Origin of the sequence: Flavobacterium azizsancarii, from assembly GCF_027980145.1 — a bacterium.
Taxonomy (GTDB): Bacteria; Bacteroidota; Bacteroidia; order Flavobacteriales; family Flavobacteriaceae; genus Flavobacterium; species Flavobacterium azizsancarii.
In genome coordinates, this window is the sequence record NZ_JAMZNK010000014.1 from 36,213 (window position 1) to 50,882 (window position 14,670).

At 35.7% G+C, this 14,670-nt stretch carries 7 protein-coding genes; 6 read left to right on the top strand and 1 reads right to left on the bottom strand.

Features of this window, described 5'->3' with window-relative positions:
- The first annotated feature begins 6 nt into the window (after positions 1-6).
- Positions 7-1,698 carry a RagB/SusD family nutrient uptake outer membrane protein gene (locus tag NJT12_RS10805; protein ID WP_271335912.1) on the top strand — a complete coding sequence of 564 codons (1,692 nt, stop codon included), beginning with the start codon at positions 7-9 and terminating at the stop codon, positions 1,696-1,698.
- Positions 1,699-1,885: 187 nt separating this feature from the next.
- Positions 1,886-2,788, top strand: coding sequence for a carbohydrate kinase family protein (locus tag NJT12_RS10810; protein WP_271335913.1), 903 nt, complete (start codon positions 1,886-1,888; stop codon positions 2,786-2,788).
- Positions 2,789-2,877: 89 nt separating this feature from the next.
- Here NJT12_RS10810 and NJT12_RS10815 read toward each other — a convergent pair whose 3' ends face one another.
- Positions 2,878-3,276, bottom strand: a complete 399-nt coding sequence (locus NJT12_RS10815) for a winged helix-turn-helix transcriptional regulator (RefSeq protein ID WP_271335914.1) — start codon at positions 3,274-3,276, stop codon at positions 2,878-2,880.
- A gap of 207 nt (positions 3,277-3,483) precedes the next feature.
- On the opposite strand from NJT12_RS10815, the gene NJT12_RS10820 reads away from it, so the two are divergent.
- The 4 genes from NJT12_RS10820 to NJT12_RS10835 all read left to right on the top strand — a co-directional run bounded on the left by NJT12_RS10820 (position 3,484) and on the right by NJT12_RS10835 (position 14,670).
- Positions 3,484-4,671 (top strand): MFS transporter, encoded by a 1,188-nt coding sequence (locus NJT12_RS10820; protein WP_271335915.1) that lies wholly within the window; start codon positions 3,484-3,486, stop codon positions 4,669-4,671.
- A gap of 402 nt (positions 4,672-5,073) precedes the next feature.
- Entirely contained in the window at positions 5,074-7,629 is a 2,556-nt protein-coding gene (locus tag NJT12_RS10825) for an adenosylcobalamin-dependent ribonucleoside-diphosphate reductase (protein WP_271335917.1), read from the top strand.
- Between the two features lie 497 nt (positions 7,630-8,126).
- Positions 8,127-12,170, top strand: coding sequence for a hybrid sensor histidine kinase/response regulator transcription factor (locus NJT12_RS10830; RefSeq protein ID WP_271335918.1), 4,044 nt, complete (start codon positions 8,127-8,129; stop codon positions 12,168-12,170).
- Between the two features lie 1,105 nt (positions 12,171-13,275).
- Positions 13,276-14,670, top strand: a complete 1,395-nt coding sequence (locus NJT12_RS10835) for a hypothetical protein (RefSeq protein WP_271335919.1) — start codon at positions 13,276-13,278, stop codon at positions 14,668-14,670.

Below are 14,670 nucleotides of genomic sequence, written 5' to 3' on the forward strand. Positions count from 1 at the left end.
AAAAACATGAAAAAATTAGTATATATAACTGCTTTTTTAGTACTTGGAATGTTGGGTTCCTGTTCTGATTTTCTGGAGAATGACCCTCGTGGCGTACTTTCAGAAGAAGATATTGTGACACCGCAATCAGTAGAAGGATTTATGAATGCGGCCTATGCACAATTAGGAAATGATCATTATGATTCGCCTTATAGTTTATGGCCTTTTGGGAATGTGCGTTCTGATGATGCTTACAAAGGCGGAAGCGGAACTAATGATCTTCAGGATTTTCACTTTTTCGAAGTGTCTAATAATATCCGACCTGATTTTGGTGAATTAGACAATTTCTGGTACATCAGTTATGTTGGGGTTTCCAGAACGAATAAAGCCTTGAAAGCATTAGAACAAATATCAGAAGCTGATTTTCCGTTGAAAAAAACACGTATGGCTGAAATGCGTTTCTTGAGAGGCCATTTTTATTTTATGCTGAAAATTATGTTCAGGAATGTTCCTTATATTACAGAAGATATTGCGGTCGAAAATTACAAAACGATCTCCAACAAAGCACTTTCAAACGAAGAACTTTGGAACAAAATTGCCGAAGATTTTCAGGCTGCAGCCGACGCTTTGCCGGAAACACAGCCACAAGTAGGTCGTGCGACTCAAAAAGCAGCTTATGCCTATTTAGCCAAAACACGTTTGTATCAGGCGTATACACAAGATGAAACGTATAAAGTTACCGGAATCAACCAACAACATTTACAGGAAGTAATTACAGCTACGGATAAAGTAATTGGAAAAGCAAGTTTAGAACCTGATTTTGCCAATAACTTCTTGCCTGGTAATTTTGAAAACGGAGCAGAATCGATCTTCTCAATTCAGTTTTCAGACAACGACGGAACTTTATACGGAAGATTAAATTTCTCCGATGTACTTTCAACTCCACAAGGTTTAGGATGCTGCGATTTTCATAAGCCAAGTCAAAACTTAGTAAACGCCTTTAAAACCGGAGCAAATGGTTTACCTGAATTTGATACTTATAACGATCAGGATTTTGATTATAAAAACAGAGATGCCAATACGGTTGATCCAAGATTGTATCATACTGTTGCGATGCCGGGATTGCCTTATAAATACGATCCTGAATTTCTTTATGTTGAAGCCTGGGTTAGATCTCCGGGAACGTATGGTTATTTTGCCTCATTAAAAGAAAATGTAGCACCAAGCTGTAGTTGTGTGGTGAATATTGATCCGTTTTATGGAAACTCGAAAAACAGAATTCAGATTCGTTATGCCGATGTGATTTTAATGCGCGCCGAAGCTTTGATTGAATTAGGAAGACAATCAGAAGCCTTGCCATTAATTAATCAGATCAGAGAACGTGCAGCGCAAAGTACAGGACGATTGCCGTATGCAAAAAACTTTAAAATCAATACTTACGTTGACGGAAACAATTGCAACTGGACACAGGATTTTGCCCGAAAAGCATTGCGTTGGGAGCGCCGTTTAGAATTGGCTATGGAAGGAAATCGTTTCTTCGATTTAGTTCGCTGGGGTGTAACTGATGAAGTGATGAATAAATTTTATACCGAAGAAAAAACAAAGCGCACCTATTATCAGGATGCCTTTTTTGATGCGCATAAAGAGGAATATTGCCCAATTCCGTTGAAGCAAATTAATTTTAGCCAGGGAGTATACAAACAAAATCCAGGTTATTAATTTTTTGTGAAACAATAAAGAGGTTGAAAAGTATTATTGTATCTTACAATAACGTAAAAATGAATTTAAAAAATCGCATTTGCGAAAGATACAAAAGTAGATTGTAGTAATCTGAAGGTTAGTTTTTACTGTCTCTAGCCTTGAGATTACACACTCGGAATAACAATAATGTAAAAATAGTTTTAGAATGAATAACGGAAAAAAACTTAAAGCTGTAGCTTATGGAGAAGTACTTTGGGATGTTTTTGATCATGTAAAAAAGATTGGAGGTGCACCATTAAACGTAGCTTTACGAATGAAAACTTTAGGTTGCGAGGTAGCCATGATTAGTTGTGTAGGTAATGATCAAGACGGAGACGCCATAATAGATCAGGTAAAAAGCATGGGACTTGAAACCAATGCGATTATGCAATCAGAAAATTTCCCGACAGGATTAGTAAATGTAACATTAAACGAGCGTGGTTCTGCTACCTATGAAATTGCTTATCCATCTGCCTGGGATAAAATTGTGCTGAATGATTTTGCAAAAAAAGTCGTTGCTGATGCTGATGTTTTAATTTACGGAAGTTTGGTCTGCAGAGACGAAGTCTCCAGGGAATCTCTGGAAGAATTGTTGCAAACAGATGTGTACAAGGTTTTTGATGTGAATTTAAGAAAACCCCATTATTCCTATGAAACCTTAGACCAGTTAATGCATTCGGCTAATTTTATAAAGTTCAATGATGAAGAATTGTTGGAAATAGCCGCAGCTATGCATTCTCCTTTTACCAGTTTGGAAGAGAACATGCATTTTGTTGCAGACAAAACAAAAGCAACTGGGATATGTGTAACCAAAGGAAAACACGGGGCTTTGTTATTGTGGGAAGGTAAACTCTATGATAACGAAGGTTATCCTGTAGAAGTGGCCGATACAGTAGGAGCAGGCGACTCATTTTTGGCGGCATTAACCAGCTGGTTACTTACAGGAAAAGATCCTCAGTCCTCCATTGATTTTGCTTGCGCAATAGGCGCTTTAGTAGCTTCGTCTCCGGGCGCAAATCCGATAATTTCAGCATCTAAAATTGAAGAATTAATGGCTAAAGTTTCATAACTATTTTAGCCTTTATTGCTTTTTGAAGAACAAAGAAGTAAAAGCCACTCTTTTTAGAGTGGTTTTTTTATTATAGAGATTCGCTTCTTTTATTGCTGTTCTATTAAGTTTTCTGCTTCGGCAGTATTTTTTTGAAGCATCGTTTCTCTGTGTTCGGCTCCCCAATTGCTTATTAAGCCCCAGATTGGTACTAGTTTCAGGCTAATTTCAGTAAGTTCGTATTCTACTCTGGGCGGTACTTCGGCATAAACAGTACGTTTTACCATTCCGTCTCGTTCTAATTCGCGCAATTGCAAAGTAAGCATGCGCTCTGTAATGTTGCATATTTGGTTTCTTAATTCTCCAAATCTCAATTTTCCTTTTTCAAGTTTGCATAATATCAACAGTTTCCATCGCCCGCCCACAAGGCAAACTGCATAAGTCAGGTCGCAGGAGGTGATATAGTTTCTGTTCTCTGTATTTGTAGATGTTTCTTTTCTTTTTGCCATTACTTACTTTTTTGTTAGTACCCTACATTGGGATGTATGCGGTACAAAATTAGGCTACTCAATGTAGTTTTGCAACCCTAATCAAAATAGTTACAAATATGTTTAAATACCCGTTCTCTCTTATTATAGTAAAAGCAACAATAGAAATACCCATTCAGCAACAAAAAATCAAAAACGCGATTTATTCATTTCTAAATTCTGGAAGTAATGAAGCTAAATAAAAAAATTGCATACGTGGGTTGCCTTGGGATGATAGGCATCATAACGACTGAATTTGGAATAATTGGAATTTTGCCGCAAATTGCCGTTTATTACGAAATTACAATCGATAAGGCAGCGTATCTGTTGAGTGCTTTTGCACTTGTTATTGCGCTTACCGGTCCGTTTATGACCTTGCTATTTTCGGGTTTTGACAGAAAAAAGATCATGCTCACCACTATTTTTATCTTTTTGCTATCAACTGTCGTTTCTGCGTTTTCACCGCCTTTTTGGCTTTTGATGATTGTTCGAATGTTACCTGCCTTTCTGCAGCCGGTTTATATCGCCACTGCAATTGCCGCCGCCGTAGCGTCTGGAGAAAAAAGCCAGGAGAATCAGTTAATGGGAATTGTTCTTGGCGGAATCGCATTGGCAATGGTTACAACCGTGCCGTTTGCTACCTATCTAGCAAGTATTTTTACGTGGCAGATTTCATTTTTTGTTCAGGCGCTCGTAAGTGTACTAGCATTATTTACAATTTTCAGGATTATGCCTGGGGGAGAAATACCAGAGAAAAAAACATACGGAAGCCAGGTTAAAATTCTAAAAGATAAATCCTTTGTTTTAAGTACTGCAATGAATTTTTTCATGATTGCATCGTGGTTTTCTACTTATAGTTATTTTGCTGATTATTTGATAAAAACCAGAGAAGTAGACATGGCGGCCATTAGTTATCTTTTGCTTTTGTTTGGCGTTGTTGGCGTTTTCTCTAATTGGCTCTCCGGAAAAATGCTAACGAGAAGTATAACAAAAACAGTTGCCTTTTTTCTTTTGGGAACTGTAATTATTCCGGTAATACTTATTTATTCCGCAGACAGCGTCTGGATAACTATACTTGTTGTTGCTCTTTGGGGATTTTTTTATGCGCCATGTTTTTTAAACGCATCGGCTTATATGATTTCGGCGGCACCAAAATCTCTTGAGTTTGCGAATAGTCTGGCAACCTCATTTGGAAATCTCGGTGTATTTCTTGGTACAGCCGTTGGAGGCTGGATTATTTCGCAAAGTACGATTAGTAATATTCCCTGGGCAGGAATGGGGTTCGGTATGATATCATTGTTGATGGTTGCCTTTAGAAGCATTTTAGAAAATCGGAATAAAAAGACAGTACTCATTAATACTGGAAGTAATTTATAAAATACCTTCCGTTACATTTAGAATTACCCTCAAAAAGTTACGTACTATTTGAGGGTATTTTAATTACTTGAAAATGTATAATATGAAAAAAGAAAGGTATGATTTACTAAAACTCTTAATTATAAAACAATGGTTTAAAATAAGTAAGAAATTTTGTCTTTTAATGTTTTTGTTTAACGCATTGATTGCGTTTTTATTATTCAATGATTTTTGTCATATTTTCTGTTAATGTTTTTACATAAATATATTTATTTGATAACTTTTGTGTGTTTGTAAAATTTTAATTAATTGATATTTAAGGTTTTAATGTATCTTTTTTGTAAACTTTTTACATTTCATTTTTTTTAGAGTTTATTTGGTTCTAAATTTACAACTCGTAAAAAACTTCAAAATATTATAATCATGGATGAATTATTAGCTGCAAAAAATGAAACAATTATTTACACTCAGGATGAAGCGATTCAGGCCTCTTTAGAATATTTTAAAGGAGACAGTCTGGCGGCAACAGTTTGGGTAAGCAAGTATGCTCTTAAAGATTCTCAGGGTAATATTTTTGAAAAATCACCTGATGATATGCACCGTCGTATTGCATCAGAAATTGTGCGAATCGAAAATAAATATGCAGATCCGCTTACAGAAAAAGAAGTTTTTGATCTGATCAAAGATTTTAAATACCTGGTGCCACAGGGAAGCCCGATGACTGGTATTGGAAATCCGTTTCAGGTGGCCTCATTGTCTAATTGTTTTGTGATAGGTAATGACAATTCAGATTCCTATGGCGGCATTATGAAAACAGATCAGGAACAAGTCCAGCTCATGAAAAGAAGAGGAGGAGTAGGTCATGATTTGTCGCACATTCGCCCGAAAGGTTCGCCGGTTAAAAATTCAGCATTGACCTCTACAGGATTGGTGCCGTTTATGGAACGCTATTCCAATTCAACACGTGAAGTAGCGCAGGATGGTCGTCGAGGTGCTTTAATGCTTTCCGTTTCTGTAAATCATCCCGATGCCGCCGATTTTATTGATGCCAAAATGGAGCAGGGAAAAGTGACCGGAGCCAATGTATCTGTTCGAATTGATGATTTGTTTATGAAAGCAGTAAAACAAGATGCTTTATACGAACAAAAATATCCCATATTTAGTGATAATCCATTGTATTCCAAAGAAATTAAAGCAAAAGAACTTTGGAATAAAATTATTCATAATGCCTGGAAATCAGCAGAACCCGGAATTTTATTCTGGGATACCATCATAAATGAATCATTACCGGACTGTTATGCTGATTTAGGATATAAAACCTTATCGACAAACCCGTGTGGCGAAATCCCGCTTTGTGCTTACGATTCTTGTCGTTTGCTGGCTATAAACCTGTTTTCGTATGTTAATGATTCGTTTACCCAAAAAGCTTCTTTTGACTTTGAGCTTTTCAAAAAACACGTTGCGGCAGCCCAAAGAATAATGGATGATATTATTGATCTGGAACTCGAGAAGATTGATGCCATTTTAGAAAAAATCAATCAGGATCCGGAAAGCGAAGAAGTAAAACTAGTCGAGAAAAATCTTTGGTTAAACATCAAACATAAAGCAAATGAAGGACGCCGTACTGGAATTGGGATTACTGCCGAAGGAGATATGCTGGCAGCACTAGGTTTGCGTTACGGAAGTGATGAAGGTGTTTTGTTTGCTGAAAAAATACAAAAGACACTCGCAATAGAAGCCTACCGTGGGTCTGTGAATTTGGCTAAACAACGGGGAATGTTTGCTATTTATGATGCTAAAAGAGAAAAAAATAATCCGTTTTTACTTCGATTAAAAGAAGCTGATACTGAGCTGTATAATGAAATGCAGCAGTACGGACGCCGAAATATTGCTTTATTAACAATTGCGCCAACGGGTACAACAAGTTTAATGACCCAGACGACCTCAGGTATAGAACCAGTTTTTCTGCCGGTTTACAAACGCAGAAGAAAAGTAAACCCAAATGATAGAGATGCACGCGTTGATTTTGTAGACGAAGTAGGAGACAGTTGGGAAGAATATGTGGTATTTCATCACAGATTTAAGGAGTGGATGCTTATTAACGGATATGATACTTCGAGAAATTACAGTCAGCAAGAAATTGATGTATTGGTAGAAAAATCACCTTATTATAAAGCAACAAGTAATGATATTGATTGGCTGAGCAAAGTAAGAATGCAGGGCAAAATCCAGAAATGGGTCGATCACTCTATTTCGGTTACTATTAATGTTCCGAATGAAACTCCTGAAGAAATGGTGAATAAGTTGTATATGGAAGCATGGGAGGCAGGATGTAAAGGCGTTACTGTTTATCGTGATGGTTCACGCTCCGGGGTTTTGATTGCCAATACAGAAAAGAAAGAAGAAACTTCAGAAATACAAACAAGTGTTTTTTCTGCCAAGCGTCCTCAGGTATTAGAGGCTGATGTCGTTCGTTTTCAAAATAGTAAAGACAAATGGATCGCTTTTATTGGATTACTGGAAGGCAGGCCTTATGAAATTTTTACAGGTTTGGTAGATGATGAAGACGGTATTTTGATTCCGCGTTGGGTTACTGAGGGACTAATTATCAAGAATAAAAATGAAGACGGAAATACCCGTTACGATTTTCAATATAAAAATACCCGAGGTTATAAAACCACTATCGAAGGGCTTTCTCATAAATTTAATCCGGAATATTGGAATTATGCCAAACTAATATCAAGTACATTACGACACGGAATGCCAATTGATAAAGTGGTGGAGCTAATTGGCAGTTTGCAATTAGACAGTGAATCTATTAATACCTGGAAAAATGGTGTATCACGTGCACTGAAACGCTATATCGTAGACGGAACTGAAGCCCGCGGACAGAAATGCAGCAATTGCAACTCAAGTAATCTTATTTATCAGGAAGGATGTCTTACTTGCAGTGATTGCGGTTCCTCTAAATGTGGTTAAGATTTAACCACTAAGTTTTTTTATTGTTAGGTTTTGCCACGAAGACGCTAAGACACAAAGTTTTTTTACTGCAAGGTTTTGCAACAAAGGCACTAGGACACAAAGTTTTTTTTTCTTGCCACGAAGACGCGAAGGCACAAAGTTTTTTTTACAATCTTTATGATTTAAGACTTTGTGTCTTAGTTCCTTCGTGGCATACTTTTTTTTAGCCAAAGCTAAATAGGGAATCTTTGTGCCTTACTGCCTTTGTGGCATCTAACCTGTTAAAATTCTTAGTGTCTTAGCGTCTTCGTGGCATTCTTTTTAAGTAAATATTTGCGCGTTTGTGGTATTTCTTTTTTTCACGTAGGGATTAGTTTATTAAAAGTAAAGAGCATCGATAAAATCCTATAAGCATTGCGCTGAAAGTATTTTTTGTAGATTGTTTGTTATGAAATATAGATAAAATTAGCTTATAATTGTACTGCTAACGCAAGATCAAAAAAACAGTTTTTATTTTGAAGTATTTAGTTCCTCTTTTTATACTACTATTTGGTTTTCCTCCATTAAGTTATGCTCAGGATAATCCAGTCAAATTCCTTGATATTTCTGATGGTTTGTCGAACAATTCTATAACTACAATTTTTCAGGACAACAACGGTTATATGTGGTTTGGAACTTATGACGGATTAAATCGTTATGATGGTTATAGTTTTAAAGTTTTTCGTAACCGAATCAATGATAAAAAATCACTGTTCTTCAATACAGTTTATAATATCGAAGGAGATGCTAAAAATAATATATGGGTAGGAGGTTCAAACGGTGTTTGCATTTACAATAAAACTACTGCAACATTTCATCCTGTACAATACACCATTTCTAATAAAAAAGCAGTTATTTTAAAGGATATTATTCATCAGATGCGTGCTGTTTCTGATAATTTGGTTTTGATTGCCTCTCAGAGCTTAGGGTTATTAGCTTTCGAAAATGGTTCTTTTGTCGGGAAACATATTGCGCTAAATATTCCGGGAAATCGCATCACAGTTAATGCTTATGACGCCATAGCGATTCAGGATGATAAAAAAAATAATCATGCCTGGATCTATATTAAAAATGTAGGGGTTTGCAGTTATAACTATAAATCTAAAAATTTGAAAGTCGTTTTTCCGCTTTCTAAAGAAGTAAAAGCAATGAAACTGGCTGCTGATGGGAATTTATTACTGGGAACAGATGAAGGACTTTTTCTGTTTAATACCAAATCAGGAGTGCTTTCTGAGAATTATTTTTCGACAAAATGCAATGTAACAGATCTTCTGGTAGACAGAAAGAAAGAAATCTGGATTGCAACAGACGGTTCAGGAATTTACAAAGTTATTGGTACAAATAAAAAAGCAGTTCCGGCTAATGCGATAAAAGACAACGAGCTTGCAAAAAGCAACTCCGTCTGGAGTTTATACGAAGACAGATCAGGTAATAAATGGTTTGGCTCATTGCGCGGAGGGATAAGTATGCTCAGCAATACGCCTAAATATTTTAAAAATATAAAATACAACTCAAAAGATCAGGTTGAAAACTTTATTTTGTCATTTTGCGAAGACGAAAAAAACAATGTATGGGTGGGTACAGATGGTGCAGGATTAAAATATTGGGACCGAAAAAACAATACATATACCAATTACAGTAATAAGCTCTCCAGTAAATTTATTACCAGCATTGTACGGGATCAAAATAATGATATCTGGGTTTCGACCTGGGCAGGCGGTGTAAATAAAATTAATCCAAAGAACAATTCGGTAACATCATATTCCTGTTATAATCCCACTACAAAACACATAGAGAAAAATATCTGGTTTGTTTACAAAGATTCACAGGCGAATATCTGGGCAAGCGCTACAAATGAGGGGGCCTTATATCTCTTTGACAGGCAAAAAAACAGTTTTACACTTTTTGATCCGTCGGTTACGAATTTGCAATGTATTACTGAAACCAGTGACGGAAAATTGTGGGCAGGAAATTATACGTCATTATTTTCTATCGAAAAAGCAACCCGAAAAATAAGTACAATTTCCATTGGAAATCCTGTAAGATATATTCACGAAGACAGGGATAAAAACCTTTGGCTAGGAACTCAGGAAGGCGGATTATTATTGTTTGACCGAAAAACAACTACTTTCAAAAGGTTAACAATAGACGACGGCTTGCCTTCTAATACAGTATTAAGGTTGCTGGAAGATAAAGAAGGAAATCTCTGGATAAGTACCTACAATGGTATTTGTAGATACGATAAAAAGAGAAAAACATTTCGTAATTTCTCTGTCAACGATGGCTTGCAAAGCAATCAGTTTAGTTTTAACGCCGGACTTAAACTCTCTACAGGAGAATTTTTGTTTGGAGGAATAAATGGTTTTAATGCCTTTTTTCCTGAAGCAATAAAAGGATTCAATCAGAAGAATAATATATTGTTATCTGATTTTTATGTCAACAATCAACCCATAGAAGAAAGCAAAAGTAACTTAGAATGGGATTCGGGTAAAATTAAAAAAGTGAGCCTGCCATATGATCAAACTACATTATCGCTTGAGTTTGTAGCTCTGGACTATAATAATGCCGACAAAATCAATTATGCCTATTACCTAGAAGGCTGGGATGAGCAATGGAATTATGTGGGTCAGGCCCGAAAAGCCAATTATGCCCGATTAACGGAAGGAAAATATACTTTTAAAGTAAAAACAACCAATTTTAAAGGAGGCTGGAACAAAGAAGTCAGCCTCATTACTATTGAAGTTTTACCACCATGGTACAGAACCTGGTGGGCCTATTCTTTGTATTTATTAGCAGGTATAGGAGCCGTTTTTGCATATCTGCAATACAATAAAAACAAAGAAAAACTAAAATACAAAGTTAAAATAGCCGAACTCGAAAGCAAGAAAGAAAAAGAAATTGCAGAGAAACAGTCCTCTATGTTTACCTATATCTCTCATGAGTTTAGAACGCCGCTTTCGTTGATTATAAATCCTTTGAAAAAAGCGGTTCAGAAAGAAAGTGTCGAAAACGGATCTTCGGGAAGTGATTTGGCGATTGCGCATAGAAATGCCAGAAGACTTTTGAGTCTGGTAGATCAGCTATTGCTTTTTAGAAAAGCCGAAAATGATGCAGATTCATTGAGATTATCGCCTATAAATGTTAATAACCTTTGCAATGAAGTGTACCAATGTTTTGTCAATCAGGCAAAAGATAAAAGTATTCGATATCATTTTCTGATTCCGGATCATGAAATTGTGATCATTGGCGATTATGAAAAAATCGAAATTTCGTTGTTCAATTTAATGTCCAATGCTTTTAAGTACACACCAATTGGCGGAGAAATAAATCTTAGACTAACGGAAAACGATCACGAAATTTACTTAGAAATTTCGGATAACGGAGACGGAATCGACCAAAAAGATATTGAGGTAATTTTTGAAAAATTCAAACAAGTAAAATCAAAAGTTTCAATAGGTACAGGTTTTGGAATTGGACTTTATATTGTTAAATATTTTGTAGACAAACACAAAGGAACTGTAAGCTGTAGCAGTGAAATAGGCAAAGGAAGTATTTTTAAACTGACGTTCCTTAAAGGAGACAGTCATTTTGATAATATTGAGATTACAAATGAAGTTCCGCAACGAAGTCAATTATTTGATGAATTAATGATCGATGATTCAGAAGAGAGTATTCAGCTTTCGAATACTTCGATTTCAGAGCAGGATTTCCAGAAAATTATGCTTACTGAAAAACGAACGGTTTTAATTATTGATGATAATGTTGAAATAAGAGCTTATCTTATCAAACTGTTTTCAGATTCTTATATCGTTTACAGTGCTCAGAACGGAGAAGAAGGTTTAAGGCTCACCAATAAGCACATGCCCGATTTGGTTATTAGCGACATCACAATGGAAGAAATGGACGGCTTGGAATTGTGTCGAAAAATAAAGGAAAATAATGCATTATCCCATATTCCGGTTATTTTATTAACGGCATCAAAAAATCCGGAAACCCATCTTCAGGGAATCAACGACGGGGCTGATGATTATATTACCAAACCTTTTGATGATGATATATTAGTCGCTAGGGTAGAATCATTATTAAGAAACCGAAGCAATTTGCGTACTTATTTCTTAGATAGCATAACGCTTAAAGAAAACACTCAAAAAGTACCACAGGAATATCAGGAAATCCTGAAAAAGTGTATTGATATTGTAGAAGCCAACATTCATAAAAGAGATTTTACGATTAAAAACTTTGCCCTTGAAATGGGCATGAGCCATAGAACGTTATACACAAAAATTAAAATCATCTCCGGACAGACTTTAAATGCTTTTATTCGTTCGGTTAGAATTCGAAGAGCGGCAATGTTAATGCTTACTGAAGATATCAATATTACTCAGGCTAGTGCCGAAGTTGGCTTTGAAGATCCTAAATATTTCAGACAGCAGTTTGTAAAACTCTTTGGAATGACACCTTCAGAATACATAAAAAAATACAAGAGTTCTTTCAACTCGGATCTTAATGTTATTAAATAATAATGTTGTCATTTTTGATAGCGATAATGAAAATCAATTTCATGTTTTTTTAAATGAATTAATTCATTCTACGCATTTCAAATACCCAATCTTGTCATTTCGATTTCTATGATAAAACAAAATCTTTTTTTTCAGGAGCTAATCCAGCTATCTGCTCCAATCTTTTGTTCCGAAACCCGGAACAAAAGGATTTCCACTTCTATCGGGGCTAGGGAAATCATGTTCATAAGAATGTTTTCGTTTAATATTTCATTTCGACAAGATTTGATCACAATCTTGTTCATTTCGACCGAAGAGAGACTCGAGCCGATAGCGAACAGACAAAGTAAATCACACTCGTAATTCCACAAAAACTGACGATTCTCTTTGCTGAATTTGTAATGCGATTTACTTTGTCTGTCCGCTATCGAGTCTCCCTTCGATCGAAGATGACAACAGAACTCTCGGTATGATAAAGAGGTACTCAAAGAAACCGCAAACGTTTTAGAATTGAAGATGCTGTTTTATTTCGTGATTGCATATAATTCAAAAATAAGTAGTTATTTTTTTGTACTCCTTAATTTTTAATCCAAAATAATAGTTAATTACAATTTTGACCTCCTTTTTTTTCCATTTTACCCCTCCTTAAAAGTGTTAATTAGACATTTCTTTGCAGTGATAGTTAATCATTTAAGTGGTTTACTATTCATTGAATAAGTGTTTTTGTTTTAAGATAAGTTTTGTCTTTTTAAGGAATTGAGCCTTCTTTAAAATAGGTTAGTAAGAGTTGGTTTTACCTACATACTTATCAAACCCGCAGTGAAGGCTGCGGGTTTAAAATAAAGAGTTATTCAATTAGATAATTAATGTAGTTGTTCAATTTGTCAATTAAAAAATTAGCACAGTTTTTATTATCAAATTATCTAATTGACACATTATGACATTATCACATTTACTAATTATAAAACCATTAACCAAACCCAATAATATGAAAAGAATCAGATAATCAATGTTATTCTGTTTTCCCTAAATGCAGAAGCAATAATAACCACACAAAGTAACCTTCATGATTAATACCACGATCACTTTTAGAATAAACTAACTAACCAACCTTAAAAATCAAAAAATGAAAAAAAATGTATTTTTATTTTTTCTTGCTGTTTTTGCTGTCCTTACTGGATGTCAAAATAATGAATCTGGTTTTCCAAGTTCTGATAATCCTACTGTTGTTGTATCAACAAAGGAAATTTACGGAGCACCAAGTAGAAAATTTGAAATTAAAGCCGCTTTGGCTGATGATTTGGGATTACAAAGCGTGAGAATTCAAATCCCGGAATTAGCATTGGATAAAGTCATTGCTTTTGCAACAGATCCCTTACTGACAAAGTATGATTTGAGCTATTTCTTCGAAGTTCCTGCTAACAAAGGAACCTCAGAAGCTTTCAAAATAAAACTGACTATTACCGATGTGTCAGGTAATGCAATTGATGAAGAGATCAATTTACGTCTTGACGGAGAATTTGCTGCACCATCTATCACCATGATTACTCCAAAAGAAGGAGCCGTAATTTTATTGTCGACCAGTAATAAAATGCCTGTGAATTTTGTTGTAAATGACGATTCAGGAATCGATTATATTCAAATTCAATGTGCTGCTTTAGGTATCGACGAAAAAGTGCAATTAACAGATGCGCCTCAATCGTATAGCTTTAGTAAAATCTACACATTACCTGTAACGGCTGATAATTATGTATTAACCATTACGGCGAAAGACAAATTTGCGATTCCAAATACAGGAACATTAAACGTAAATGTTGTTGCTACAAATGAATATCCGGCAATTTATCTGTGCGATCAGCCAAAAGGCACTAACCTTACTACTGATGCAGTGGGTGTACCCATGTATTTTCATGATAAAAACGGACAAGATTTCGAATTTAAATATTATACGGATAAAGACAATAAGGAAATTTATTTCTTAGGTCAGGAATCTGATTTCGCCCCTCATTGTTTTGGATTAAATCCTTTAGGAGAATTAGTGGATGATGTTGCTTCGACACCAATTATTTTACCAACCAAAGGATATTATGTAATCAAAGTAAATCCGAATACCCTAAAATATACTGCAACCAAATATACGCCTTCAAGCAAAGTCTGGGCTGATGTTGCTAACGGATTATGGCATGACGAAGAAGCAAAAAGAAAACCTTTTGTGAGTGTTTGCGGGGCCGGAATTCAGGGGGCTGACTGGGATACCTGGACAGCATGGGCTCAGACAGGATTACACCTGGCTAATAACCCAAATAACCCGTACCAATTAGTTGGAGAGTATACTTTGACAGGTACTATGGAAGCGACTTTTACCGGTCAATGGTGGAGTCCGTCCTGGAGATTAATCAAAAATGGTATTGCTACAATGTCACCGGGAGAAAACGGAAACGGTAAATATCCGGCAGCTCCGGGAGTTTACAAAGTAGTGTTGGATACGGAATTGGAGAGAGTCTTTATCACAAAAAAATAG